Source organism: Klebsiella sp. CTHL.F3a, assembly GCF_019890895.1.
In the GTDB taxonomy this organism is placed as follows: domain Bacteria; phylum Pseudomonadota; class Gammaproteobacteria; order Enterobacterales; family Enterobacteriaceae; genus Klebsiella; species Klebsiella grimontii.
Map to the genome: position 1 here is coordinate 443,675 of NZ_CP082360.1, position 23,634 is coordinate 467,308.

Here is a 23,634-nt window from a genome sequence, read left to right on the forward strand (position 1 = left end):
ACCTACTACTTAAGTGGTATGTTTATGATTTGTCAGTATTTTTGTAAGTGTTGGAAAACGCTGGCTTTTCCTTTTTGCTTTTTTTATGTACAAAATTGGCAGCGGAGACCCACGGCGGGTTGAGTAAAACTTCAGCAACAATTACGGGAGTCATCGATATGACAGCAGCGCCGCTTTGGTTAATTGAGAACGTTCGTCTGCCCGATCGCGAAGGGTTATGGCAGATAGCGATAGACAAGGGGCGCTTCGGGAATATCACCCCCATGGGCGAGGCGCGCAATGAGAGTTATGAAGTGCTGAATGCGCGCGGCGGGCTGGCCATTCCTCCGTTTATTGAGCCGCATATACACCTCGATACCACCCAAACCGCCGGAGAGCCGAACTGGAATCAGTCCGGAACCCTGTTTGAAGGGATTGAGCGTTGGGCGGAGCGGAAGGCGTTATTGAGCCATGAGGATGTTAAAGCCCGCGCGTGGAAGACGCTGAAGTGGCAGATCGCCAACGGCATCCAGTTTGTACGTACCCACGTTGATGTTTCCGACCCTACGCTGACCGCGCTCAAAGCCATGCTGGAGGTCAAACAGGAGGTTGCGCCGTGGGTAGAGCTGCAGATTGTCGCCTTCCCACAAGAGGGTATTTTATCCTATCCCAATGGTGAGGCTCTGCTGGAAGAGGCGCTGCGTCTGGGTGCCGACGTGGTGGGCGCGATTCCGCATTTTGAATTTACGCGCGAATATGGCGTGGAATCCCTGCACATCGCTTTCCGTCTGGCGAAAAAGTATCAGCGGCCTCTGGATATCCACTGTGATGAAATCGATGATGAACAGTCGCGGTTCGTTGAAACCGTGGCGGCCCTGGCGTTAAAAGAGGGCATCGGCCCGCGAGTGACCGCCAGCCATACCACCGCGATGCACTCCTACAATGGCGCGTATACGTCGCGTCTTTTTCGTTTGCTGAAGCTGTCGGGCATTAACTTCGTCGCTAACCCACTGGTCAATATTCACCTCCAGGGACGCTTTGACGACTATCCGAAGCGCCGCGGCATCACGCGCGTGAAGGAGCTGATGGCGGCGGGTATTAACGTCTGCTTTGGCCATGACGATGTATTTGACCCCTGGTATCCACTGGGGACAGGCAATATGCTGCAGGTGCTGCATATGGGGCTGCATGTTTGCCAGATGATGGGCTATCAGCAGATTAATGATGGACTGAAGCTGGTGACGGAAAACAGCGCGCGAACGTTTGGTCTGAGCGATTATGGTATTGCGAAGGGGAACCCGGCGAATCTGGTGATTCTGCCCGCGGAAAACGGGTTTGAGGCCGTGCGCTGTCAGGTACCGGTGCGCTGGTCAATTCGTCAGGGGAGAGTGATTGCAACGACGCAGCTGGCGCAGACCTGGGTACAGACGGACAGGGGCGGGGAAGAGTTGTTCTTTACTCGAAATAGCCCCTTTGCCGGAACAAAGGGGCCTGAGGCTTAGTGGGATTCCGCTGCCGCGTTGTTCTGACGGTGGCGGGAGACAAAGCCGAGGATCAGACACATCACAAATACCACCGCGTAGAGAACGTTAGCGGTATGCAGCGCCGCCAGCGGGCCGCTGGCGGCAACAATAGGACCAGTAACCACGAAGGTCAGCATGGTGCCTACCGTGCCGCAGGTGAGAATGAAGTTCACCAGCTTCGGCGATGACACTTTGGTCTGCAGCGAGCCCAGGGTGATGATCGACGTATAAATAGCGCTGGAGAAGAAGCCGAGGGTCAGGATAAACCACGGCATATGCTCCGGCGAACCGTTGATAAACAGATACATCAGTACCGTCGCTACGCCTGCCAGCACGGTCAGAATACGCTGCAGGTCGAAGAAGCGCAGAATAAAGCTGAATGACCACATGCCGATCATGTACGACATCCAGAAATCACTCACCAGTTTACCTGCATCACCAAGACTCATGCCCAGGCCTTTGGCGTATTCCGGTACCCAGGAGATGAAGCCCAGCTGGCCGAGGATATAGCACAGCGCGGCGATGGAGAGGAACAGCACGCCGATACCCCATTTCTCTTTCACTACCGGCTGGCTATCCTGCAGGGCTTTTTTGCCTAATACCGGGAATTCACAGCCGAAAGTCAGCACGAAAATCGCGACGTAGACCAGGCCGATGCAGGCATATACCCAGTACCACTCGATGCTGCGCGCCAGCAGATAAGCGGCCAGCATTGGAAAAATCATCCCCGCCATGCTGAAGAAGGAGTCGGTGAACAGCAGACGCGCCCCGCGCTGACGACCTTCATACATATGGGTGATCAGGAAGGTACCAATCGACATGGTAATCCCGCTGACCAGGCCAAGCACGAACATCGAAGCTGAAAACAGCGCCAGGCTGTGGCTGAACATTAAACCCGCGACGGCCAGAACCATCAGGATAAAGCCAAAACGCAGCTGGGTTTTCAGCGGAACAATTTCCATCAGCCAGGCGTTCAGGAAGATAGAGATCAGGATACCGGCATTAAGGAAGGTAAAGGTGTTGCTCATACTGGAAACAGGCAGATGAAAATAATCTGCGATGTTTCCCATCACCATCCCGGTGACAATCACCAACGCGCCGGTCAGGGCGTAGGAGAAAAAGCTGATCCATGTGAGCTTGATACGGTTGCTGTTAGTCATGACTGGCCTGTGAATAGAAATGTAAAGCGCGTTGACTCTGCGCCGGGCGGACAGATTTTATGCGTTAGTGTGATTCAAGCAAACTTTTATTATGAGAATTAGATGTTTTTGCAATTATTAATGTGACTGAATTCACATTTATTTATTTGGCGGATCAATAGACGCATCGTTACAAGTGTTTCAGCTAAGTAAAATTAGGTAAAAGGCTGGCCCAGGATGCAAAGGCTCTTTAGAATCAAAGCACTCGGTTTTTATTCTGCTCCGTTAAGGAATTTCCATGCTCAAATCAACTCTCGCGGCGGTGGCTGCCGTTTTCGCCATTTCAGCATTCTCCCCGGCCATGGCGGCAAAAGGGGATCCCCATGTGTTGCTGACCACGTCTGCGGGCAATATTGAGCTTGAGCTGAATAGCCAGAAAGCACCGATCTCGGTGGATAACTTCCTCAAGTATGTGAACAGCGGCTTTTATAACAACACCACTTTTCACCGCGTGATCCCGGGCTTTATGGTGCAGGGCGGCGGCTTTAACGAGCAGATGCAGCAGAAGCAGCCTAATCCGCCGATTAAAAACGAAGCCGACAACGGCCTGCGCAACACGCGTGGCACTATCGCCATGGCGCGTACTGCCGATCAGGACAGCGCCACCAGCCAGTTCTTTATCAATATTGCGGATAACGCCTTCCTCGATCATGGCCAGCGCGATTTCGGCTATGCGGTGTTTGGTAAAGTCGTCAAAGGCATGGACGTGGCGGATAAGATTTCTCAGGTGCCGACCCATAACGTTGGGCCGTATCAGAATGTACCGTCGAAACCTGTCGTGATCCTTTCCGCTAAAGTGCTGCCGTAACCCTATTTGCGCGGGTAACCCTTCCCCGCGCATTCCCCGCTTCCCTGCGAAATCGTTTTTTGCCGCTTATACTTGTGGCAACCGCGGACGCGTCAGGGAGGTGTTAAATGAAAAAGCTCACCGAAAAACAGAAATCCCGTCTCTGGGAGGCTCGACGTAACATGAATTTTCAGGCCAGCCGACGGCTGGAAGGCGTCGATATTCCGCTGATAACCCTTACCCCCGAAGAAGCCCTGGCGCGTATTGCGGCGTTAAGGAGTCACTATGAGCGATAAATTCGGCGAGGGGCGGGACCCCTATCTCTACCCCGGTCTTAAGGTGATGCGCAACCGCCTGGGTATTCGCCAGGCTCAGCGACTTGAACAGGCGGCGTGGGAGCTGACCGCATTACGCGCGGCAACCATTGAACTCGGGCCGTTGGTGCGGGGATTGCCTCATCTCTGCGCTATTCATCGCCAGCTTTATCAGGATGTTTTTGACTGGGCGGGGCAACTGCGTGAAGTGGATATCTATCAGGGCGACACCCGTTTCTGCCATTTCGCCTATATCGAAAAAGAGGGAAACGCGCTGCTTCAGGATCTTGAAGAGGAAAGTTATCTGGTGGGGCTCGCGCTGGATAAATTCATTGAACGTCTTGCTCATTACTACTGCGAAATAAATGTCCTGCATCCTTTCCGTCTCGGTAACGGCATGGCGCAACGCATTTTCTTTGAGCAGCTGGCTATTCATGCGGGCTATACGCTGGATTGGCGCGATATTGCGGTCGATGCGTGGAACCAGGCCAACCAGAGCGGAGCGATGGGCGACCTTTCTCCACTGCGGACGATATTTCGCAAAGTGGTAAGCGAAGCCGTGGAAACTGAGTAGAATAGCGCGGTTCTTTGTTCCCGGAGCCGCTATGATCCTGCTTATCGATAACTACGATTCTTTCACCTGGAATTTGTATCAGTATTTCTGCGAGCTTGGCGCGGAAGTTCTGGTCAGGCGTAATGACGAGCTGACGTTAGCGGATATCATTGCCCTGGCGCCAGCGAAAATCGTTATCTCGCCGGGCCCCTGCACGCCCGATGAGTCAGGGATTTCGCTGGCGGTGATTCGCCACTTTTCCGGTAAGACGCCGATCTTAGGCGTTTGCCTCGGCCATCAGGCGATTGCCCAGGTTTTCGGCGCCGCTATCGTACGAGCCGCCAAAGTGATGCACGGGAAAACGTCCCCCATCAGCCATACCGGTCAAGGGGTGTTCCTTGGACTGAATAATCCGCTTACCGTAACCCGCTACCACTCCCTGCTGATTGACCCGCTAACGCTGCCTGAATGCTTTGAGGTGACCGCCCGCAGCGAAGAGGGGGAGATCATGGGCATTCGCCACCGCGTGTACGATCTCGAGGGTGTGCAGTTTCATCCGGAGAGTATTCTCAGCGAGCAGGGACACCAGCTGCTGGCAAACTTCCTCAATCGTTGATTTGTAGTTGCCATGAGTTGATTTTTTATGCATATTTTGTGATTAGATTATCATAATCATTGCTGCATAACGTAAAGGATGGGCACCACATGGCAACTGAACAACCGGCAATCACCCGCGCTACATTCGATGAAGTCATTTTGCCGATTTATGCACCGGCAGAATTTATTCCGGTGAAGGGCAAGGGGAGCCGAGTATGGGATCAGCAGGGTAAAGAGTACGTTGATTTCGCCGGCGGTATTGCCGTGACCGCGCTCGGTCATTGCCATCCAGCGCTGGTGGCGGCACTGCATGAGCAGGGTGAAAAACTGTGGCATACCAGCAACGTTTTTACCAACGAACCGGCCCTGCGACTCGGGCGGAAGCTGGTGGATGCGACTTTTGCCGATCGCGTCGTGTTTATGAACTCCGGAACGGAAGCCAACGAAACGGCTTTCAAGCTGGCGCGCCACTACACCGTGACTCGCCATAGCCCGTACAAAACCAAAATCATCGCTTTCCATAATGCGTTTCACGGTCGCTCGCTTTTCACCGTTTCCGTCGGCGGTCAGCCGAAATATTCCGACGGGTTTGGGCCGAAACCGGCCGATATCGTTCACGTGCCGTTTAACGATTTACACGCGGTGAAAGCCGTGATGGACGATCATACCTGCGCGGTGGTGGTCGAGCCGATTCAGGGTGAAGGCGGAGTGACGGCGGCGACGCCGGAATTCCTGCAAGGATTGCGCGATCTCTGCGACCAGCACCAGGCATTGCTGGTGTTTGATGAAGTGCAGTGCGGTATGGGGCGCACAGGCTCGCTGTTTGCCTATATGCACTACGGCGTGACGCCGGATATTCTGACCAGCGCCAAGGCGCTTGGTGGCGGCTTCCCTATCAGCGCGATGCTGACCACCCATGATATCGCCAGCGCTTTCCACGCGGGTTCCCATGGTTCGACCTACGGCGGAAACCCGCTAGCCTGCGCGGTCGGCGGGGCGGCCTTCGATCTGATTAACACGCCGGAAGTGCTGGACGGCGTCACTGCGAAGCGTGAGCTGTTTGTTCAGCACCTTCAGCAAATTGACGCGCGGTTCGATCTGTTCAGTGATATTCGCGGCATGGGTCTGCTGATCGGCGCCGAGCTGAAGCCGCAGTATCACGGGAAGGCGCGCGATTTCTTGTATGCAGCCGCAGAGGCGGGCGTCATGGTGCTCAATGCCGGACCGGACGTGATACGCTTCGTACCGTCGCTGGTGATTGATGATAGCGATATTGCTGAAGGCATGGCGCGCTTTGCCCAGGCGGTTGAGCGGGTGCTTAGCGCTTAGTAGCGCGCAGCCAGATGCCATGATGCGGACGCTGACGCCATGCCACCGATGAAATGGTGTGCATGGTGTTCAGATGCCCGAGGATGCGCTGCAAATGCTGCTCCATCGTACTGAGCGGGCCGCGAGGGACCTCCGCATCCTGCGCCTCCATAATATTCACATCCCCCGCGCTACCCGGCCCGTCGGAATCCAGCCGCTGCTGGCAGCGCTGGAGCGCAATCTCGCAGGATTCCAGATAACGCTGCGCCAGATCCGGTGTCAGCATATTGTGCTCGCGCGCCAGAGTGGTCATCGCGTTAATATGCTCGACAATAAACTGGCTGTGGGTCACCCACAGCTTCATGTCTTCCAGATAGTGAGAGTTAAAGCCGGGCTCCTGCATCGCCTGATTTAGCGAGTTAAACAGCGCGTTATGCGCCTGATTGACGCGCATTCTCTGATAGGCCAGCGCCGGGGCCTGATGGTCGGCGCTGAGGATCAGCCTGATGGCCTCCTGATCGGCTTCCAGCGCGTCGTGGGCATTTTTGCGCAGCAGCCCGCTTTGCCACTGCGGCCATAGCCAGACCATCCCGCCGAAAGCAATCAGGCAGCCAATCAGGGTATCAATTAGCCTGGCGACGATAAACTGCTCGCCGTTCAGGGTAAGTAGCTGCAGGGTATACACCGCCGTCACGGTAAATCCGACCATCGCCCAGCCGTAGTGCTTGCGGATAATCAGATAGCTTAACAGCGTGATAAATAGCATCGCGGTCAGCGTATAGCCTTCAGGAACGTGAAAGTGCAGCGTGAGCCCGGCAATGACCAGTCCCGCAATGGTTCCGGCAGCCCGATGGACGATACGTACCCGCGTCGCGCCGTAGCCGTTTTGTGTCACGAACAGCACGGTCATCAGGATCCAGTAGGGCTTAGGCAGATGCAGCGCGCTGCCCATCAGGCTAGCGGCGCTCAGCATCACGCTGATACGCGCGGCATTACGTAACGCTGGCGACTTAAGCGACAGATAGTTTTTCAACGCGGGTAGCAGCGGCAGGCGGCGGGTTTTATCCGCCATCAGGTTACGCGCGTATAGCGGGCGCTGGGTGCGCAGAACTCTGGCAATGCGGCTGAAGTGCCAGGCGCAGAACTGGCCGACAGGATTATCCGGATGCTGCCAGGCGATTTTTTCCAGCGCGCCGATCTGTTTGTCCATCTGAAAGCGCCGGGGATAACGGTGGTAGAGCAGATCGTCCGCCAGCTCTCGCAGGCGGGCGGCAACGGTTTGCGCGTTCCAGCGAATCACCGCTTCCGCGTGGCTGCGCTCCACCAGCTTCTGCACCTCTTCCGGCTGATGAAGGCTGACGGAAATATGCTCCTGAAGGTCCAGTCCAACCTGGAAAGCGCGCAGCAGGCGTTTATGATCGCTGCGCTGGTTAGCCGCCAGCATATGCATTTGCTGATAGCACTGGGTAATCAGATCCACCACCTTTTGCTGGCGGTTAAGCAGCGGTGGCAGCGATGTGGCGGGATCCGTATGCTGGGTAAGCAGACTGTATTTGGCCTCGCAGTAGTTGGCGAGCTCCCGGTAGAGCAGGCTTAATGATTCACGCAGCGGCTGTTCGCGCCAGAGCCAAAACCAGAACCAGTTAAACACGCCATACCATAAGGTGCCGAGGGCGTAGATTAACAGCGGCTCCCAGATCGGCATGTTGCCAGCGAGACTGAGGGTAAAAATAGCCGCGATAAGCGAGGCGGGCAGCAGCCGCGCGTGCAGGGAGCTGATTTCAGCCGTGACGCCGAGGATCAGCGCCAGACCGGTGAGGATCAGCGGCAAAGGGATGTCTCGCTGCAGAAGGAGCTGAACGATCAGGCTACTGCCGGCGAAAAGGCTGCCGCCGATAATTAGCCGTTTAAAGAAACGTTTATGCGGCGTATCCAGCCCGGCAACGTTGCAGCAGGCGGGAACAAGAGAAAACAGCAACCCCTGCTGGAGATGACCGAACAGAAGCCCAATCGCAACCGGCAGGCACAACACCAGCGTTTGCCGCAGTGCATAGTTGACTTCCGGGTGGTAAATCAGCCTGCGCCACATGAGGGGAAAACAAAAACGGCGTATCGTCAGGCAATACGCCGTTTTACCGACTTAACGGGTACCGTAGACGACGATAGTTTTACCGTGCGCGGAGATCAGGTTTTGATCTTCCAGCATTTTCAGGATACGGCCAACGGTCTCGCGGGAGCATCCGACGATCTGACCGATTTCCTGGCGGGTAATTTTAATTTGCATACCGTCCGGGTGGGTCATCGCATCCGGCTGTTTAGCCAGGTTCAGCAGCGTCTGAGCGATACGACCGGTAACGTCGAGGAAGGCGAGGTTACCCACTTTCTCAGACGTGACCTGCAGACGACGAGCCATCTGCGAAGAGAGACGCATCAGGATGTCCGGGTTAACCTGGATCAGCTGACGGAATTTTTTGTAGGAGATTTCGGCCACTTCACATGCGGTTTTCGCACGTACCCAAGCGCTACGCTCCTGGCCTTCTTCAAACAAGCCTAATTCACCGATGAAATCGCCCTGATTGAGGTAAGAGAGGATCATCTCTTTACCTTCTTCATCCTTGATGAGTACAGCCACGGAGCCTTTAACGATGTAGTACAACGTTTCTGCTTTCTCACCCTGGTGGATCAGCGTGCTCTTTGATGGGTACTTATGAATGTGGCAATGAGACAAGAACCATTCAAGGGTAGGGTCTGTTTGCGGTTTGCCAAGCACCATGCGCGGTTATCCTCTGTTATAAGCTATCTCCGGGTGCCGACACTACACGGCATCCGGGCATGCAATCGTATTGAATCCCTATACCTGGGAATCCGGCTGAAAGTTTTCTGCAGCCTGTAATGTGAACTCCTCTGCATACATGCAGTACATCAATGTATTACTGTAGCATCCTGATTGTTTTAGCATAGCTTTCGCTGCATGTCTCCTGGTGTCTCGCTTCAGCATGACCCAGGTCGCCTTCCGTTGCGAGAATTGTTATGTACGCGTAATCTGTCGGGAAAATTACAGCCCTGGAGTTAAAATTATGCAAGCGCGAGTGAAATGGGTTGAAGGGTTAACCTTCATCGGTGAGTCGGCTTCTGGTCACCAGATTCTGATGGACGGAAATTCCGGGGATAAAGCGCCCAGCCCAATGGAAATGGTCCTGATGGCGGCAGGCGGATGCAGCGCGATCGATGTGGTTTCCATATTGCAGAAGGGCCGTCATAACGTCACCAACTGCGAAGTCAAGCTGACCTCGGAGCGCCGCGAAGAGGCGCCACGTCTGTTTACCCATATCAATCTGCATTTTATCGTGACCGGTAAAGAACTAAAGGACGCTGCGGTGTCTCGCGCGGTCGATCTGTCGGCGGAAAAGTATTGTTCCGTCGCGCTGATGCTTGAGAAAGCGGTAAACATTACCCACTCTTATGAAGTAATCGAAGGGTAAGCCGAACGGGCCCCGGCCGGCAATTGCGTCACCGGGGTTTTGACCGTTAGCTTATTTTCCTGCCTTCCATCAGGCGCTCAACCAGCGGCGCCATGATCAGCTCCATCGCCAGCCCCATTTTCCCGCCCGGCACCACCAACGTATTCATATGCGAGATAAACGAGCCCTGCAGCATCGCCAAAAGCCAGGGGAAATCGATATTTTTTAGATTGCGGAAATGGATAACGACAAAGCTTTCATCCAGCGAAGGGATGGCTTTCGCCGCAAAAGGGTTGGACGTATCCACCGTTGGTACGCGCTGGAAGTTGAGGTGGGTGCGCGAAAACTGCGGGGTGATAAAGTTGATGTAGTCTTCCATCGAACGGACCACTGAATCCATCACCGCCTCACGAGAGTGCCCGCGTTCGCTGGTGTCGCGGATAAGCTTCTGGATCCACTCAAGATTGACGATGGGCACCACGCCGACCAGCAGATCGACATGGTTTGCTACGTTATGCTGCGGCGTCACCACGCCGCCGTGCAGGCCTTCGTAAAACAGGACATCAGTCGGCTCGGGCAGCGGCTGCCAGGGCGTGAAGGTCCCCGGAACCTGATTCCACGGCACGGCCTCGTCATAGGTATGTAAATACTTACGCGACTGGCCTTTGCCGCTTTGCCCATATTCGGCGAACGTGTGTTCCAGCAGGCCGAAGTCGTTAGCCTCGGGGCCAAAGTAGCTGATATGTTTGCCCTGATCGCGTGCTTTACGGATCGCCATGTCCATTTCCGGACGGGTATAGCGGTGAAAGCTATCGCCTTCAACTTCGGCGGCGTGCAGATTAAGCTGGGCGAAGATTTTGCGAAAGGCGAGGCTGGTGGTCGTGGTTCCCGCGCCGCTGGAGCCCGTGACGGCAATCACCGGATGTTTGGCAGACATAACAACTCCCAGAGTAAACGATAGTGTGTGCCGCCTTAGCCGTGAAACTGCTTGCGGGGCATAATGTTCACCGTCTCGTGCAGTTCTGACCACACCAGCACGGCTTCTCCGCTTTTCAACTGCTGTTTAACATCCGCGACTTTATCAGTCAGCGAACGTTCATGTTCACCATAATCGGTGCCTTCACGTAATACAAAACTTTCGATCAGGTTATCCAGCGTTTCGGGATCAAGATCTTGCCAGGGAATGATCATATTTGCGCTCCTAACCAACGGGTTAGCCAATCCGGAATTCGTTTTTCAAGCCACATTTCTGGCTTACGCAGCGTGCCGCCGACGAAACCAACGTGCCCGCCGTGCTCCGTGAGCTGATATTCGACATTCGCCGGCAGCTGCTCCTGGGGGGGAATCGAATGGTGATCCATAAAGGGATCGTCCTTCGCGTGAATAATCAGCGTTGGCTTAGTGATATCGCTTAAGCGCGGCATGGCGCTACACTGGCGATAATAGTCCAGCGCATCGGCAAAGCCGTGGATCCTTGCCGTGATGCTATCGTCAAATTCGCGAATACGGCGCATGCTTTTTAGCTGGCGTAAATCGACGGGCAGAGAGCCGGGATAGGCTTTTAGCTTACGCGCGGCGTTGGCTTTCAGCAGGTTGAGCAGGTAGCGCTGATAAACGCGGGAGAAACCTTTGTCCATATGATAGCTACAGGCCTCCAGCATAAACGGAGCCGAGACGATAACCGCGGCATCAACGGGAATAGCGTCGCCCTCTTTTGCCAGCAGGCAGCCCAGCATATTGCCCCCGAGCGAATATCCCACCGCGGCGGTGGGGGCGGTGCCGTACTCGCGCTGGAGCCAGCGCAGAAACCAGGAGCCATCCTCCGTTTCGCCCGAGTGGTAGATGCGGTTATTCCTATTGGGTTCGCCGCTGCAGCCGCGAAAATGCATCACCACGCCCAGCCAGCCGCGCTGCATTGCCGCATGGATAAGCCCGTGGGCGTAAGGGCTGTGTAGGCTCCCCTCCAGGCCGTGAAATACCACCAGACGAGGTTTATGGCGCGCCTGAGAAGGGTCTTCACTCCAGGCCAGATCGATAAAGTCGCCGTCCGGCAATTCAAGGCGCTGCCAGTGGGGAGTAAAACGGAGTTTGCGACGGATTAGCCGCGGCAACATGGTTTGCAAATGACGATTGCCTACGCCGCGCATCGGATGAAACTGCTGCGAGTCGTCTTCAGGGGGCGTCATTTCTGTAGGAGTGATATCAACCATAGCACCAGAGCAATAAATAATCTTTATAACATACTATACCGCGCATGAAGTGCGCAGGTTAGCCCATATGTGGCCTTGCGGCTAATCGGTCAGCAGGTTACGTGAAAAGAGATGAAAATCGACGCCGGGTTTACGCCGCCATAGCCGCGCTTTCCGCGCACCGGTTGCCGCTGTTTCACCGGTCTCTTCAAACATTCCGGAAGCTTCGAAGCGGCGAATCAGGCTTTTGCGTTGAATCGGCTGACCAAGGATGATTTCCGTGGCTTCCAGCAGCTGACCATGGGTAAAGGTCTCCGGCAGACAGTAAACTGGCAGTAAAGAGTACATCGTTTTTTGGCGTAAGCGATGCACACCGGCGTCGATGATCTTTTGATGATCGAAAGCCAGCGAATAGCTATCCAGCTGCGCTACCGGCACCCAGCGGGCATCGCTGACGCTGGCGATATGCGGCTGACAATCTACCCACGAGATTAACGCAAACCAGGCGATAGTCAGGCTCCATCCGCGCGGATCGCGATCCGGCCCGGAAAAGGTGTCGAGTTGCTCCAGCCATGGCGGTGAAATCCCGGTTTTTTCCGTGAGCTTACGTAGCGCCGTGGCGCGGGTTGAATCATCGTGCGCCTGGTCGATAAACCCGCCGGGTAGCCCCCAGGCCCCCTGCTGCGGCGGATTAGCGCGCTCAACCAGCAGAACGCACAGCGCCCCTTCATGCAGGGTAAACAGGACGCTATCGACGGTCACCAGCGGCGAGGGAAAGCGGCTGGCATCGTATTGGCTGAGGTATTCGGCATCGGTGGTCATAGAGCGCTCGTAGCGTAAAAGAACGCTGACAAGTGTACCAGCCCCTACCTGAGCAGCAAGCCTCTATTTTTATTATTATTTTTCAATTGGTTAATCCATTTTCCCGCTTAAGTGACATTTAACGCTTGCACTATATGTGTCTTAGGGACATTATTGATTGTGTCTTAGGGACACAATTTAATGAGTAGAGGTCATCATGAGCGAAAAATTTACCCTGGAACTGGATGATGAGGCGTTTACGCTTGCCAGCGGCGCCTTTCCCGATGGCGCTGTGTGGCTGAAGGTAACCGCTCAATTACCGCCTTCCGCCCGTTTGATGCGCATCCGGGCGGTTGCTCTGCGCGACATGAACGATTTTATGCTGCTGGCGCAGCTGGTGGAGGCCGTGCGTCATGTTACCGACGTGGCGTTTAGCCATCTGGAACTGCCGTGGCTGCCGTGGGCGCGTCAGGATCGTCATATGGTGCCGGGAGACAGCTTTGCGCTGAAGGTCTTCGCCCGGCAGCTTAATACCCTTGGCTTTGACAAAGTCGTGGTGCTTGACCCACACAGCGATGCCGCCGCGGCGGCAGTCAATAATATGGTCGCGGTGGCACAACAGCACTGTCTTCTGCAGAGCGCCGGTCTGCGTCAGGCTATTGCTGCCGGGGAGCTGATGCTGGTGGCGCCGGACGCCGGCGCGCTCAAGAAGATTCACCCTGTGGCTAAAGCCTGCGGTGCCGGAGAGTTCGCGATCCTCGGTAAAGAGCGTGACCTTGCCAGCGGCGCGTTAACCGGATTTTCCCTGTTGGCCGGAAATGTAGCGGGGAAAGCAGCGCTTATTGTTGACGACCTGTGCGACGCTGGCGGCACCTTTATCGGCTCGGCGAAGGTGCTGCGCGAGGCGGGCGCCCGCAGCGTGAGTCTGTATGTCACCCACGGTATTTTTTCCAAAGGCGTAGAGCATCTATTGAATAACGGCATCGATGCCGTTTACACCACCACCTCTTTGACTTCTCCTGCCCTGACTCATCCGCAGCTGGAGCTTATCGATATTGACGCCATCTACCGCGCACATTGGGGATAACATGATGAAAATAAATCCGATTCTGGCTATTGATGGTTATAAAGTTTCCCATCGCGTGCAGTATCCGCAGGGGACTACGAAGGTCTACTCAAACTTTACTCCGCGCAGCGATCGTTTTTTCCAGTCGCCGCAGGCCGACGGCAAGCTGGTATTTTTCGGCCTGCAGGGCTTTCTGCAGTGGTTCCTGGTCGATCTGTTTAACGAGGCGTTTTTCGCCCGCCCGGAAGAGGAGGTCGTCAACGAGTATAAGCAGGTGATGGACGGCTATCTGGGGCGCGATACAGTTGGGGTGGAGCCTATTCGTGCTCTGCATCGACTTGGCTATTTACCATTGCATATCAAAGCGCTGGATGAAGGCACCAAGGTGCCGATGAAAGTACCGGTGCTGACCATCACCAATACGCAACCTGAGTTCTTCTGGCTGGTAAACTATCTGGAAACGGTGCTTTCGGCGGAGCTGTGGAAAGCGTCAACCAACGCAACCATCGCCCACCACTATCGCCTGATTTGCGAACGCTGGGCGGAGAAAACCTGTAGCGATCTGACGCACCTTGATTTCCAATGTCACGACTTTTCGTTTCGGGGAATGTCCGGGCTGCACGACACTGCGCAGTCGGGCTGCGGACATCTGGCCAGTTTCAAAGGTACCGATAGCCTGCCTTCGCTGCTGTATGCCCGTGATTATTACACTCGCGGTGACGATGAGCTCATCGGCGCCAGCATTCCGGCCACGGAACACAGCGTAATGTGTATGGGCGAGCGCGAGCGGGAAATTGAAACCTTTCGCCGGCTGATTACCGAAGTCCACCCGCAGGGTTTCGTCTCTATCGTCTCGGATACCTGGGACTACTGGCAGGTGCTGACCGAATACACCCGCGAGCTGAAGGCGATAATTATGCAGCGTCAGGGGCGAGTCGTATTCCGTCCGGACAGCGGCGATCCGGTGGCGATTCTGTGCGGCACCGCAGCTGACAATGACACCAGCAGCGAGCGCAGCGCCGAGGAGAAAGGCTCCGTAGAGGTTCTGTGGGAAATCTTCGGCGGTACGATTAACGAAAAAGGGTATAAGGTGCTGGATCCGCATGTCGGCCTGATTTACGGCGATTCCATTACCCTTGCCAGAGCGGATGAGATCCTGCGCCGTCTGGAAGCGAAAGGTTTTGCCAGCGCTAATGTGGTATTTGGCGTGGGTTCCTTTACCTACCAGTACAACACCCGCGATACCTTCGGCTTCGCGATGAAAGCGACCTGGGGGGAGGTGAACGGCGAGGGAAGAGCCCTCTTTAAGGAGCCGAAAACCGATAATGGCCTCAAACGCTCAGCGCGCGGTCTGCTGTGCGTGGAACGCGACGCCTTGGGGGAACTGCAGCTGTACGATGGGCAAACGCTGGAACAGGAGCAGCAGGGCGAGTTAAAAACGCGCTTTCTGGATGGCAAGCTGTACGGCTATGCCTCGCTGTCGCAGATCCGCGCCCGGCTGGCGGCACAGCGTTAAGCGGCTGTGAGAGGGATTAAAAAAGGCGGGCGTTCCCGCCTTTTGGTACTGCATCATGCCGTTAGCCTTCCTGGAGCATCTGTTCCAGCTGTTCCTGGGCATCCAGCCAGGCCATCTCACACTCTTCCAGCCCGGACTTCGCGCTAGCCTGCTGCTGTAAACACGCGGTGAGTTCCGCTTTGCGGCTTTGATCGTACAATTCGCTGTCGCCCAGCTTCTCTTCCGCCTGCGCCAGCTGCGCGTTGAACTTCTCCATCTCTTTTTCCAGGCGGGCAATCTCTTTGCGCAGCGGTTGGGTTTGCGTACGCAGCTCGGCTTCCCGGCGTTTCTGATCTTTACGCGCCTGGGCGCTGTTGCCGTTTTCCTTCGGCTCTTCTGAGGCTTGGTTTTCCTGCTTTTGCGTGTCGCTCAGCCACTGCTGGTAGTCTTCAAGATCGCCGTCGAAAGGTTCGACTTTGCTATCGTGCACCAGATAAAGGTCGTCGGTGGTGGAGCGAATCAGATGGCGGTCGTGCGAAACCACCACCAGCGCGCCTTCAAAATCGATTAACGCTTCGGTTAGCGCCTGACGCATATCGAGATCGAGGTGGTTGGTGGGTTCATCAAGCAGCAGCAGATTTGGCCGTTGCCAGACGATTAACGCCAGCACCAGGCGCGCTTTCTCGCCGCCGGAGAAACGCTGCGTCTGTTCGTTGACCTTATCGCTTTGGAAGCCGAAACCGCCCAGGTAGTCGCGCAGTTTCTGCTCTAACTCCTGCGGCGCGAGGCGGGCAAGATGCTGCAGCGGGGATTCATCCGCGCGCAGGAATTCCAGCTGATGCTGAGCGAAGTAGCCAAGCTTGATGCCTTTCGCCAGACCAATTTCACCCTGCAGCGGCTGTAGCTCACCGGCCAGCAGTTTAATCAGCGTTGATTTACCGGCGCCGTTGCGCCCCAGCAGACCGATGCGCGAACCGGGCACCAGATTCAGCTTGATTGAGTCTAAAATCACGCGCTCGCCATAGCCGGCGCTAACCTTTTCCATCTTCAGCAGCGGATTGGGCAGGCTTTCCGGCGCGCGGAAGCTAAAGTGGAACGGGTTATCCACGTGGGCAGGCGCGATGAGCTCCATGCGCTCGAGCATTTTGATACGGCTTTGCGCCTGTTTAGCTTTGGTGGCTTTAGCGCGAAAACGGTCGATGTAGCTCTGCAAATGCGCGACGCGCAGCTGCTGGCTTTCGTACATCGACTGTTGCTGCGAAAGACGGGTCGCGCGCTGCACTTCAAATGAGCTGTAGTTGCCGGTGTACTCGAACATCGTTTGCTGTTCGATATGGATAATTTTGTCGACGATCGGATCGAGAAAGTCGCGATCGTGGGAGATCAGAATCAGGGTTCCCGGGTAGCCTTTGAGCCACTTCTCCAGCCAGATAACCGCGTCGAGATCGAGGTGGTTAGTCGGTTCATCAAGCAGCAGCAGATCGGAACGGCAAATCAGCGCCTGAGCGAGGTTAAGGCGCATACGCCAGCCGCCGGAAAAGTCGCTCACTGGTCTTTCAAGCTGTTCGTTGCTGAAACCGAGCCCGTGGAGCAGGCTGGCCGCACGTGAGCGGATGGTCCAGGCGTCGATAGCGTCCAGCTTACCGTGTACCGTCGCGATGGCGTGACCGTCATTGCGTTCGTTGGCCGCGTGCAGATCCGCCTCCAGCTTGCGGAATTCGCGATCGCCATCAATAACATAGTCAATAGCCGGCTGCGCAAGCGCAGGTGTTTCCTGGTTAACCCAGGCCAGCTGCCAGCTGCCGGGGAAGGTCATCGAGCCGCCATCGGCGCTAATCTCGTTTTTCAAAAGCGAAAGCAGCGTGGATTTACCGCAGCCGTTTTTACCCACCAGGCCGACTTTTTGCCCTGGGTTGATGGTAGCGGTGGCGTTGTCCAGCAGGACGCGTACGCCGCGACGAATTTGTAAGGAGGAGAAAACAATCATAAGGCGCCGTATGTTCTGACTATGTTAATTTGTCATTATGATAATGTAGTGTGGAGCGAATCGCTCAACCGGGCCGCAATGGTAGCCCAAAATGAAGATGATACACAAAGTCATTCTGGTTGCGTCGGGACGCAGCCGCTGCACAGGCCGCCAGAAGACGTTCGGGAGGGGAAAGATGTCTCAGACAGCGAAAGTTTTGCTGCTGTATGCCCACCCAGAATCTCAGGATTCCGTGGCCAACCGGGTTTTGCTTGAACCGGCCTTACAGTTGTCGAATGTGACCGTGCACGATCTCTACGCGCACTATCCGGATTTTTTTATCGATATCGCCTGTGAGCAGGATCTCCTGCGCCAGCATGAGGTGATTGTTTTCCAGCATCCGCTCTATACCTGGAGCTGCCCGGCGCTGATGAAAGAGTGGCTGGACAGGGTGCTCAGCCGCGGCTTTGCCAGCGGGGCGGGAGGGAATCAGCTGGCGGGAAAGTACTGGCGTAGCGTCATTACCACCGGTGAGCCGGAGAGCGCCTACCGGCGCGATGCCCATCGTTATCCGATGAATGACATTCTCCGTCCTTTTGAATTGACTGCCGGCATGTGCCGTATGCACTGGATGAGCCCGATTATCGTCTACTGGGCGCGTCGGCAATCTCCCGAAGACCTGAAAAGCCGCGCTCGCGCCTACCGCGATTGGCTGGCTAATCCTGTAATGGCTGGAGGTCCAAATGGCGGGAGCTGATTTACTGCTGGCCGGGGTGTTATTTCTGTTTGCCGCGGTGGTGGCGGTACCGCTGGCGGCGAGGCTGGGTATTGGCGCCGTGCTGGGGTATCTGCTGGCCGGTATCGCCATCGGCCCCTGGGGATTAGGGTTCATCAGCGATGTTGATGAAATTCTTCACTTCTCAGAATTAGGCGTCGTCTTTCTGATGTTTATCATCGGACTGGAGTTGAATCCGTCCAAACTGTGGCGGCTGAGAAGCTCAATTTTCGGCGTCGGGGCCGCTCAGGTCGCCTTTAGCGCGCTCATTCTTGGCGGTTTGCTTATGCTGAGCGACTTCTCATGGCGCGCTGCGGTGGTCGGCGGGATTGGGCTGGCGATGTCTTCCACTGCGATGGCGCTGCAGCTGATGCGTGAGAAGGGCATGAGCCGCAGCGAGTCTGGACAGCTGGGTTTCTCGGTATTGCTGTTTCAGGATCTGGCCGTGATTCCGGCTCTGGCGCTGGTTCCATTGCTTGCGGGTTCTGGTGACGACCATTTTAACTGGCTCACCATAGGGATGAAGGTGCTGGCCTTCGGCGGAATGCTGGTTGGCGGTCGTTATCTGCTAAGGCCGGTATTTCGTTTTATCGCCGGATCCGGCGTGCGGGAAGTCTTCACCGCTGCAACGCTACTGCTGGTGCTCGGATCGGCTTTGTTTATGGATGCGCTCGGTTTGTCAATGGCGCTCGGGACCTTTATCGCCGGCGTTCTGCTGGCCGAGAGTGAGTATCGCCACGAGCTGGAAATCGCCATTGATCCATTTAAAGGTCTTCTCCTTGGGTTGTTCTTTATTTCCGTTGGCATGGCGCTGAATCTTGGGGTGCTTTATACCCATTTGCTGTGGGTTGTGGTCAGCGTCGCAGTGCTGGTGACGGTAAAAGGTCTTGTCCTGTATCTTCTGGCGCGGGTATACGGTTTGCGCAGTTCAGAGCGTGTGCAGTTTGCCGGCGTGCTGAGCCAGGGAGGGGAGTTCGCCTTTGTGCTTTTTTCACTACCCGCTTCGCTTCGTCTGTTTCAAAACGATCAGATGGCCCTGCTGCTGGTGACGGTGACGTTGTCGATGATGACCACGCCGCTGTTGATGACGCTAATCGATAAAGTGCTTTCGCGGCGATTGAATCAACCCGAAGAAGAGGGTGAGGCGCCGTGGGTTGAAGATGACAAACCGCAGGTCATTATCGTAGGGTTTGGGCGTTTCGGCCAGGTGATTGGCCGTCTGCTGATGGCGAACAAAATGCGCATCACGGTACTGGAGCGCGATATCAGCGCGGTCAATCTGATGCGTAAATATGGCTATAAAGTCTATTTTGGCGATGCGACGCAGCTGGAGCTCCTGCGCTCGGCGGGCGCTGAAGACGCGCAGTCGATCGTTATCACCTGTAACGAGCCGGAAGATACCATGAAGCTGGTGGAGATGTGTCAACAACACTTTCCACATCTGCACATTCTGGCGCGAGCGCGGGGACGCGTTGAGGCCCATGAGCTGTTGCAGGCGGGAGTGGCGCAATTTTCTCGCGAAACCTTCTCCAGCGCGCTGGAGCTGGGACGAAAAGCGCTGATCTCACTCGGTATGCATCCCCATCAGGCGCAGCGCGCTCAGCTCCACTTTCGGCGTCTTGATATGCGGATGCTGCGCGAGTTAATGCCGGTGCATAGTGATACCCTGCAGATATCCCGCGTGCGGGAAGCCAGACGCGAGCTGGAGGAGATCTTTCAGCGTGAGATGCAAAAAGAGAGCAGGCAGTTAGATGGCTGGGATGAATTTGAATAAAGGTAAATGATATGGCTGTGCGTAAACGTTTTATTGCCGGTGCGAAATGTCCGGCGTGCCAGGCTCAGGATTCACTGGCGATGTGGCGTGAGAATAATGTCGATATTGTTGAGTGCGTTAAGTGCGGGCATCAGATGCGTGAGGCGGATAAAGAGGTCCGCGAGCATGTTCGCAAAGAAGAGCAAGTGATAGGCATTTTTCATCCGGACTAGCGTTATCTATCGGCTTTTTTTAAGCTAGAGGGTACACGGCTGCAGAATTCCGCTACAATCTGCGCCACTATTCTTCCCATGCTCAGGAGATATCATGAAAGTAGCAAAAGACCTGGTGGTCAGCCTGGCCTATCAGGTACGTACAGAAGACGGTGTGTTGGTTGATGAGTCTCCGGTAAGCGCGCCGCTTGACTACCTGCATGGTCACGGTTCCCTGATTTCCGGCCTGGAAAACGCGCTGGACGGCCACGATGTAGGCGACAAATTTGACGTCGAAGTCGGCGCTAATGACGCGTACGGTCAGTACGACGAAAACCTGGTTCAGCGCGTGCCTAAAGACGTATTTATGGGCGTTGATGAGCTGCAGGTTGGCATGCGCTTCCTGGCGGAAACCGATCAGGGTCCGGTACCGGTAGAAATTACCGAAGTGGGTGACGAACACGTTGTTGTTGACGGTAACCACATGCTGGCTGGTCAGAATCTGAAGTTCAACGTTGAAGTTGTCGCAATTCGCGAAGCAACGGCGGAAGAGCTGGAGCATGGTCATGTACACGGTGCTCACGGCCACGATCATGGCCACGACCACGATCATGACGGTTGCTGCGGCGGTCACGGCCATGACCATGGCCACGAACACGGCAAAGGCGGTTGCGGCGGTAACGGCGGCTGTGGTTGTCATTAATTCCGCTACGCTCGCGTTGCGGAATAGAAAAAAGCGGGGAGACCCGCTTTTTTTACGTCTTAATAATGCGGAGGAGGCGTTTCTTCCGCCTGTGAAGCCATGTGTGATGGCTGAGTCGCTTTCAATTTTTCCACCATCAGGCGCATATGTTCGCGCATCCTTGCCATTTCTATCTCGTGGGCGGTGACGGTTTTGTTGAGGTCTTCAATAGTGATTTCCTGAAACGCTAGCCTGCTCTCCAGCTCGGCAAGGCGAGTCTCTAAAGTGCTATCGTGCATGAGTAACCTCTTCTGTCTTATTCTGCGGGCGGATTCTACTGAAGTTTCAGCATCCGTGCAGCATCGTTACGTCTGACGGGAAACTAATTTATACAAAAATAGTCTTAAATGAGGCGATATTCAGGTACGTCTGTATGTTGATTTGTTCTGCAACGTTCTATAGTACGTTTTTTGTTTTTTACGATAACCCTGGGGTGAGATGCCCCGGCCCTGGAGAAATGGATGAAATCACTGTTTAAAGTAACGCTGCTGGCGACCACAATGGCCGTCGCCCTGAATGCACCGCTGAGCTTCGCTGCTGAGACGACAGCGAAAGCGGCACCCGCAACGGACAGCAAATCGGCATTCAAAAATGACGATCAGAAATCTGCTTATGCGCTGGGTGCATCGCTGGGACGTTACATGGAAAACTCCCTGAAAGAACAAGAAAAACTGGGCATCAAATTAGATAAAGATCAGCTGATCGCCGGTGTTCAGGATGCTTTTGCTGATAAGAGCAAACTGTCCGATCAGGAGATCGAACAGACTCTGCAGACGTTTGAAACCCGTGTAAAAACGGCTGCTCAGCAGAAAATGGAAAAAGATGCCTCTGAGAATGAAGCGAAAGGCAAAGCTTACCGTGACGCCTTCGCGAAAGAGAAAGGCGTGAAAACCTCTAAATCTGGCCTGCTGTACAAAGTTGAGAAAGCCGGTACCGGTGAAGCGCCGAAAGACAGCGATACCGTTGTGGTTAACTACAAAGGTACGCTTATCGACGGTAAAGAGTTTGATAACTCCTACACCCGCGGCGAGCCGCTTTCCTTCCGCCTGGACGGCGTGATCCCGGGCTGGACCGAAGGCCTGAAGAACATCAAGAAAGGCGGTAAAATCCAGCTGGTCATTCCACCGGATCTGGCTTACGGCAAAACCGGCGTACCGGGTATCCCGGCGAACTCTACTCTGGTATTTGATGTAGAGCTGCTGGATATTAAACCGGCCCCGAAAGCGGATGCCAAGCCTGAAGCAGCCGCTGAAGCCCCTGCCGCTGACGCTAAGAAGTAATCGGTTTTAAGCCGCCGCCTCCAGAGGCGGCGGCTTTTTTATTGCGGGCAGATATAATTAAAACTGGAAAGAACCTCAGGCGCTGTATTACTTTAGATAGATTAATAATGATGATGAGCCTGCCCTGACGATAACGACAGGCTCCTGAAAAGGAGTGCTTTTTTCCATGTCCAGGTCGCTTTTAACCAACGAGACCAGTGAGCTTGATTTACTGGATCAACGTCCTTTTGACCAGACCGACTTCGATATCCTCAAATCCTATGAAGCGGTAGTGGACGGGTTAGCGATGCTCATCGGTTCCCACTGTGAAATCGTATTGCACTCATTGCAGGACTTAAAATGTTCCGCTATTCGTATCGCCAACGGTGAACACACCGGCCGACAAATCGGCTCGCCAATTACCGACCTTGCGCTGCGCATGCTGCACGATATGACTGGAGCCGATAGCAGCGTTTCCAAATGCTATTTTACCCGCGCCAAAAGCGGTGTGCTGATGAAATCGGTCACAATCGCCATCCGCAACCGTGACCATCGGGTTATCGGCCTGCTGTGCATCAACATGAATCTTGATGTGCCGTTCTCACAAATAATGAGCACCTTTATTCCGCCGGAAACGACGGAGGTAAACTCGCAGGTCAACTTTGCTTCATCGGTTGACGATCTGGTTGCCCAGACGCTTGAGTTCACGATTGAAGAGGTAAACGCTGACCGTAACGTTTCTAACAACGCCAAAAATCGGCAGATCGTCCTGAACCTCTATGAGAAAGGGATCTTTGATATCAAGGATGCCATTAACCAGGTGGCCGATCGGCTGAACATCTCTAAGCACACGGTCTATCTCTACATTCGTCAGTTCAAAAGCGGAGATTTCCAGGGGCTGGAAAAATAATGCGCTTTGCCATTACGGTGACGGGCCCCGCTTACGGTACCCAGCAGGCCAGCAGCGCATTACAGTTTGCCCGAGCCGTTTTGCAGGAAGGGCACGAGCTGCTAAGCATCTTTTTCTATCGTGAAGGCGTCTACAACGCGAATCAGCTTACGGCTCCCGCTAGCGACGAGTTTGATCTGGTTCGGGCCTGGCAGGCGCTGCATGACGAACACGCTGTTTCCTTGCATATCTGTGTAGCCGCAGCTTTACGCCGTGGAATCACTGATGAACAGGAGGCCCGGCAGCTGAGTTTGCCTGCGCATAATTTGCAGCTGGGCTTTACCCTGAGTGGATTGGGCGCGCTGGCGGAAGCCGCGTTAACCTGCGATCGCATGGTGCAGTTCTGATGAAACGCGTAGCCTTTATTTTTTCCTCTGCGCCCCATGGTTCAGCGTCGGGCAGGGAAGGGCTGGACGCCTTGCTGGCAACCTCAGCCCTGACCGAAGAGATCGGCGTTTTCTTCGTGGGCGATGGCGTATTTCAGCTGCTTCCAGAGCAGCGGCCTGCCGCGGTGCTGGCGCGCGACTATATCTCCACCTTCAAACTCTTATCGCTATACGATATCGAACAGTGCTGGATTTGCGCTGCTTCAGCACGGGAGCGCGGTCTGAATTCTGCTACGCCATGGGTCGTTGATGGTGAATGGTTGGAGCCAGAGGCTCTACGCGCCCGGCTTGATGATTTTAACGTGATACTGCGTTTCTGA

General features: G+C 55.0%; 26 protein-coding genes. 17 read left to right on the forward strand and 9 right to left on the reverse strand.

From position 1 onward, the window contains the following. The first annotated feature begins 158 nt into the window (after positions 1-158). A complete protein-coding gene (locus K7H21_RS01980; protein ID WP_004125993.1) occupies positions 159-1,481 on the forward strand; it encodes a cytosine deaminase in 1,323 nt (440 codons plus the stop codon). Here K7H21_RS01980 and tsgA read toward each other — a convergent pair. Beyond that, a complete protein-coding gene (gene tsgA / locus K7H21_RS01985) occupies positions 1,478-2,662 on the reverse strand; it encodes an MFS transporter TsgA (RefSeq protein WP_049114521.1) in 1,185 nt (394 codons plus the stop codon). The two genes, K7H21_RS01980 and tsgA, sit on opposite strands and share 4 nt — an antisense overlap. A 277-nt stretch (positions 2,663-2,939) precedes the next feature. On the opposite strand from tsgA, the gene ppiA reads away from it, so the two are divergent. The 5 genes from ppiA to argD all read left to right on the forward strand — a co-directional run bounded on the left by ppiA (position 2,940) and on the right by argD (position 6,281). Then, the gene (gene ppiA / locus K7H21_RS01990; RefSeq protein WP_004125987.1) at positions 2,940-3,509 is read left to right on the forward strand and encodes a peptidylprolyl isomerase A; all 570 of its coding nucleotides are present in this window, start codon (positions 2,940-2,942) and stop codon (positions 3,507-3,509) included. 107 nt (positions 3,510-3,616) lie between these two features. Beyond that, complete coding sequence (locus K7H21_RS01995) at positions 3,617-3,784, forward strand: YhfG family protein (protein ID WP_065366150.1); 168 nt, start codon at positions 3,617-3,619, stop codon at positions 3,782-3,784. Beyond that, entirely contained in the window at positions 3,774-4,376 is a 603-nt protein-coding gene (locus K7H21_RS02000; protein WP_049114520.1) for a putative adenosine monophosphate-protein transferase Fic, read from the forward strand. Before K7H21_RS01995 ends, K7H21_RS02000 begins: the two co-directional genes overlap by 11 nt. A gap of 31 nt (positions 4,377-4,407) precedes the next feature. Then, a complete protein-coding gene (pabA, locus tag K7H21_RS02005) occupies positions 4,408-4,971 on the forward strand; it encodes an aminodeoxychorismate synthase component 2 (RefSeq protein ID WP_004125978.1) in 564 nt (187 codons plus the stop codon). Between the two features lie 89 nt (positions 4,972-5,060). Then, complete coding sequence (argD, locus tag K7H21_RS02010) at positions 5,061-6,281, forward strand: bifunctional acetylornithine/succinyldiaminopimelate transaminase (RefSeq protein WP_223035541.1); 1,221 nt, start codon at positions 5,061-5,063, stop codon at positions 6,279-6,281. Here argD and K7H21_RS02015 read toward each other — a convergent pair. Next, a complete protein-coding gene (locus tag K7H21_RS02015; protein WP_087828651.1) occupies positions 6,271-8,349 on the reverse strand; it encodes a YccS/YhfK family putative transporter in 2,079 nt (692 codons plus the stop codon). The two genes, argD and K7H21_RS02015, sit on opposite strands and share 11 nt — an antisense overlap. A 51-nt stretch (positions 8,350-8,400) precedes the next feature. Then, a complete protein-coding gene (gene crp, locus K7H21_RS02020; protein ID WP_000242758.1) occupies positions 8,401-9,033 on the reverse strand; it encodes a cAMP-activated global transcriptional regulator CRP in 633 nt (210 codons plus the stop codon). A 304-nt stretch (positions 9,034-9,337) separates the two neighbouring features. On the opposite strand from crp, the gene K7H21_RS02025 reads away from it, so the two are divergent. Continuing rightward, positions 9,338-9,742 carry an OsmC family protein gene (locus K7H21_RS02025; RefSeq protein ID WP_004106401.1) on the forward strand — a complete coding sequence of 135 codons (405 nt, stop codon included), beginning with the start codon at positions 9,338-9,340 and terminating at the stop codon, positions 9,740-9,742. A gap of 46 nt (positions 9,743-9,788) precedes the next feature. Here K7H21_RS02025 and K7H21_RS02030 read toward each other — a convergent pair whose 3' ends face one another. From K7H21_RS02030 to K7H21_RS02045, 4 genes are all read right to left on the reverse strand, one after another. After that, positions 9,789-10,658 (reverse strand): phosphoribulokinase, encoded by an 870-nt coding sequence (locus K7H21_RS02030; protein ID WP_004138395.1) that lies wholly within the window; start codon positions 10,656-10,658, stop codon positions 9,789-9,791. 35 nt (positions 10,659-10,693) lie between these two features. Continuing rightward, the gene (locus K7H21_RS02035) at positions 10,694-10,912 is read right to left on the reverse strand and encodes a YheU family protein (RefSeq protein ID WP_004125965.1); all 219 of its coding nucleotides are present in this window, start codon (positions 10,910-10,912) and stop codon (positions 10,694-10,696) included. Next, positions 10,909-11,868, reverse strand: coding sequence for a hydrolase (locus tag K7H21_RS02040; protein WP_229295910.1), 960 nt, complete (start codon positions 11,866-11,868; stop codon positions 10,909-10,911). Before K7H21_RS02040 ends, K7H21_RS02035 begins: the two co-directional genes overlap by 4 nt. 144 nt (positions 11,869-12,012) lie before the next feature. Next, positions 12,013-12,732 carry an NUDIX hydrolase gene (locus K7H21_RS02045; protein WP_223035542.1) on the reverse strand — a complete coding sequence of 240 codons (720 nt, stop codon included), beginning with the start codon at positions 12,730-12,732 and terminating at the stop codon, positions 12,013-12,015. A 196-nt stretch (positions 12,733-12,928) separates the two neighbouring features. Here K7H21_RS02045 and prs point away from each other — a divergent pair, with 196 nt between their 5' ends. Next, positions 12,929-13,798 (forward strand): ribose-phosphate diphosphokinase, encoded by an 870-nt coding sequence (gene prs, locus K7H21_RS02050; protein ID WP_004125959.1) that lies wholly within the window; start codon positions 12,929-12,931, stop codon positions 13,796-13,798. Positions 13,799-13,802: 4 nt separating this feature from the next. Continuing rightward, positions 13,803-15,293, forward strand: a complete 1,491-nt coding sequence (locus tag K7H21_RS02055) for a nicotinate phosphoribosyltransferase (RefSeq protein ID WP_142445877.1) — start codon at positions 13,803-13,805, stop codon at positions 15,291-15,293. Positions 15,294-15,354: 61 nt separating this feature from the next. Here the strand turns inward: K7H21_RS02055 and K7H21_RS02060 are convergent, their stop codons facing one another. Further along, a complete protein-coding gene (locus K7H21_RS02060) occupies positions 15,355-17,259 on the reverse strand; it encodes an ABC transporter ATP-binding protein (protein WP_004125957.1) in 1,905 nt (634 codons plus the stop codon). Between the two features lie 175 nt (positions 17,260-17,434). Here K7H21_RS02060 and kefG point away from each other — a divergent pair, with 175 nt between their 5' ends. The 4 genes from kefG to slyD all read left to right on the forward strand — a co-directional run bounded on the left by kefG (position 17,435) and on the right by slyD (position 20,681). Then, on the forward strand, positions 17,435-17,995 hold the full coding sequence (gene kefG, locus K7H21_RS02065; protein ID WP_004125956.1) for a glutathione-regulated potassium-efflux system ancillary protein KefG: 561 nt from the start codon (positions 17,435-17,437) through the stop codon (positions 17,993-17,995). Further along, a complete protein-coding gene (gene kefB / locus K7H21_RS02070; RefSeq protein ID WP_004125954.1) occupies positions 17,982-19,787 on the forward strand; it encodes a glutathione-regulated potassium-efflux system protein KefB in 1,806 nt (601 codons plus the stop codon). Before kefG ends, kefB begins: the two co-directional genes overlap by 14 nt. Positions 19,788-19,798: 11 nt before the next feature. Continuing rightward, positions 19,799-19,999 (forward strand): YheV family putative zinc ribbon protein, encoded by a 201-nt coding sequence (locus K7H21_RS02075; protein WP_004106389.1) that lies wholly within the window; start codon positions 19,799-19,801, stop codon positions 19,997-19,999. A gap of 94 nt (positions 20,000-20,093) precedes the next feature. After that, positions 20,094-20,681 carry a peptidylprolyl isomerase gene (gene slyD / locus K7H21_RS02080; protein ID WP_004125951.1) on the forward strand — a complete coding sequence of 196 codons (588 nt, stop codon included), beginning with the start codon at positions 20,094-20,096 and terminating at the stop codon, positions 20,679-20,681. 59 nt (positions 20,682-20,740) lie between these two features. On the opposite strand, the gene K7H21_RS02085 is transcribed toward slyD, so the two are convergent. Beyond that, complete coding sequence (locus K7H21_RS02085; RefSeq protein WP_004106384.1) at positions 20,741-20,959, reverse strand: protein SlyX; 219 nt, start codon at positions 20,957-20,959, stop codon at positions 20,741-20,743. Positions 20,960-21,181: 222 nt separating this feature from the next. Between K7H21_RS02085 and fkpA the strand changes: the two genes are divergently transcribed. The 4 genes from fkpA (at position 21,182) to tusC (ending at position 23,634) form a co-directional block, all read left to right on the forward strand. Continuing rightward, the gene (gene fkpA, locus K7H21_RS02090) at positions 21,182-22,000 is read left to right on the forward strand and encodes an FKBP-type peptidyl-prolyl cis-trans isomerase (RefSeq protein WP_004125943.1); all 819 of its coding nucleotides are present in this window, start codon (positions 21,182-21,184) and stop codon (positions 21,998-22,000) included. Between the two features lie 166 nt (positions 22,001-22,166). After that, positions 22,167-22,889 (forward strand): helix-turn-helix transcriptional regulator, encoded by a 723-nt coding sequence (locus K7H21_RS02095; protein ID WP_004125940.1) that lies wholly within the window; start codon positions 22,167-22,169, stop codon positions 22,887-22,889. Then, positions 22,889-23,275, forward strand: coding sequence for a sulfurtransferase complex subunit TusD (tusD, locus tag K7H21_RS02100; RefSeq protein ID WP_087828653.1), 387 nt, complete (start codon positions 22,889-22,891; stop codon positions 23,273-23,275). Before K7H21_RS02095 ends, tusD begins: the two co-directional genes overlap by 1 nt. Further along, positions 23,275-23,634, forward strand: a complete 360-nt coding sequence (tusC, locus tag K7H21_RS02105; protein WP_004125933.1) for a sulfurtransferase complex subunit TusC — start codon at positions 23,275-23,277, stop codon at positions 23,632-23,634. The genes tusD and tusC overlap by 1 nt, the downstream gene beginning before the upstream one ends.

Bases quoted from the DNA above. Each gene is read 5' to 3' on its own strand.
- K7H21_RS02025 (WP_004106401.1), top strand. From the start codon at position 9,338: ATGCAAGCGCGAGTGAAATGGGTTGAAGGGTTAACCTTCATCGGTGAG.
- pabA (WP_004125978.1), top strand. From the start codon at position 4,408: ATGATCCTGCTTATCGATAACTACGATTCTTTCACCTGGAATTTGTAT.
- kefB (WP_004125954.1), top strand. From the start codon at position 17,982: ATGGCGGGAGCTGATTTACTGCTGGCCGGGGTGTTATTTCTGTTTGCC.
- slyD (WP_004125951.1), top strand. From the start codon at position 20,094: ATGAAAGTAGCAAAAGACCTGGTGGTCAGCCTGGCCTATCAGGTACGT.
- K7H21_RS01980 (WP_004125993.1), top strand. From the start codon at position 159: ATGACAGCAGCGCCGCTTTGGTTAATTGAGAACGTTCGTCTGCCCGAT.
- K7H21_RS02000 (WP_049114520.1), top strand. From the start codon at position 3,774: ATGAGCGATAAATTCGGCGAGGGGCGGGACCCCTATCTCTACCCCGGT.
- argD (WP_223035541.1), top strand. From the start codon at position 5,061: ATGGCAACTGAACAACCGGCAATCACCCGCGCTACATTCGATGAAGTC.
- K7H21_RS02075 (WP_004106389.1), top strand. From the start codon at position 19,799: ATGGCTGTGCGTAAACGTTTTATTGCCGGTGCGAAATGTCCGGCGTGC.
- K7H21_RS02055 (WP_142445877.1), top strand. From the start codon at position 13,803: ATGAAAATAAATCCGATTCTGGCTATTGATGGTTATAAAGTTTCCCAT.
- tusD (WP_087828653.1), top strand. From the start codon at position 22,889: ATGCGCTTTGCCATTACGGTGACGGGCCCCGCTTACGGTACCCAGCAG.
- K7H21_RS02040 (WP_229295910.1), bottom strand. From the start codon at position 11,868: ATGCGCGGCGTAGGCAATCGTCATTTGCAAACCATGTTGCCGCGGCTA.
- K7H21_RS02045 (WP_223035542.1), bottom strand. From the start codon at position 12,732: ATGACCACCGATGCCGAATACCTCAGCCAATACGATGCCAGCCGCTTT.
- K7H21_RS01995 (WP_065366150.1), top strand. From the start codon at position 3,617: ATGAAAAAGCTCACCGAAAAACAGAAATCCCGTCTCTGGGAGGCTCGA.
- ppiA (WP_004125987.1), top strand. From the start codon at position 2,940: ATGCTCAAATCAACTCTCGCGGCGGTGGCTGCCGTTTTCGCCATTTCA.
- K7H21_RS02030 (WP_004138395.1), bottom strand. From the start codon at position 10,658: ATGTCTGCCAAACATCCGGTGATTGCCGTCACGGGCTCCAGCGGCGCG.
- K7H21_RS02060 (WP_004125957.1), bottom strand. From the start codon at position 17,259: ATGATTGTTTTCTCCTCCTTACAAATTCGTCGCGGCGTACGCGTCCTG.
- prs (WP_004125959.1), top strand. From the start codon at position 12,929: ATGAGCGAAAAATTTACCCTGGAACTGGATGATGAGGCGTTTACGCTT.
- K7H21_RS02085 (WP_004106384.1), bottom strand. From the start codon at position 20,959: ATGCACGATAGCACTTTAGAGACTCGCCTTGCCGAGCTGGAGAGCAGG.
- K7H21_RS02035 (WP_004125965.1), bottom strand. From the start codon at position 10,912: ATGATCATTCCCTGGCAAGATCTTGATCCCGAAACGCTGGATAACCTG.
- fkpA (WP_004125943.1), top strand. From the start codon at position 21,182: ATGAAATCACTGTTTAAAGTAACGCTGCTGGCGACCACAATGGCCGTC.
- K7H21_RS02095 (WP_004125940.1), top strand. From the start codon at position 22,167: ATGTCCAGGTCGCTTTTAACCAACGAGACCAGTGAGCTTGATTTACTG.
- tusC (WP_004125933.1), top strand. From the start codon at position 23,275: ATGAAACGCGTAGCCTTTATTTTTTCCTCTGCGCCCCATGGTTCAGCG.
- crp (WP_000242758.1), bottom strand. From the start codon at position 9,033: ATGGTGCTTGGCAAACCGCAAACAGACCCTACCCTTGAATGGTTCTTG.
- kefG (WP_004125956.1), top strand. From the start codon at position 17,435: ATGTCTCAGACAGCGAAAGTTTTGCTGCTGTATGCCCACCCAGAATCT.
- K7H21_RS02015 (WP_087828651.1), bottom strand. From the start codon at position 8,349: ATGTGGCGCAGGCTGATTTACCACCCGGAAGTCAACTATGCACTGCGG.
- tsgA (WP_049114521.1), bottom strand. From the start codon at position 2,662: ATGACTAACAGCAACCGTATCAAGCTCACATGGATCAGCTTTTTCTCC.